This window comes from Hungatella sp. SL.1.14 (genome assembly GCF_024460495.1).
Lineage (GTDB): Bacteria > Bacillota > Clostridia > Lachnospirales > Lachnospiraceae > Hungatella > Hungatella hathewayi.
Map to the genome: position 1 here is coordinate 1 of NZ_JANFYJ010000542.1, position 287 is coordinate 287.

Below are 287 nucleotides of genomic sequence, written 5' to 3' on the forward strand. Positions count from 1 at the left end.
CATAGGAAGATACACTTGTTTTACTGACAGCACTGGAATCCTTACTCGTTGACCAGCCTAAAAGTACATAATTATCTCTGTACAAATTTCCCTGACCAGGAAATGTTTCTGGCCGGAGAGGGAGCAGAACAGTGTGGATTCTGCAGCCCGGGCCTGATCATGAATGTGCTTGCAATGGAAAAGGAACTGAACCTTTTAGAGGAACTCGGATTAAAACCGTTTGTAGCAGCAGGGATGTGCCTGGGAGAGGGAACGGGGGCGGTAGCATCGATCCCGCTTCTCGACAT

1 pseudogene is annotated in these 287 nt (G+C 48.4%); it reads left to right on the plus strand.

Features of this window, described 5'->3' with window-relative positions:
• Positions 1–102: 102 nt before the first annotated feature.
• Positions 103–287: pseudogene (locus tag NE473_RS32220) on the plus strand (nicotinate-nucleotide--dimethylbenzimidazole phosphoribosyltransferase); the annotation flags it as partial.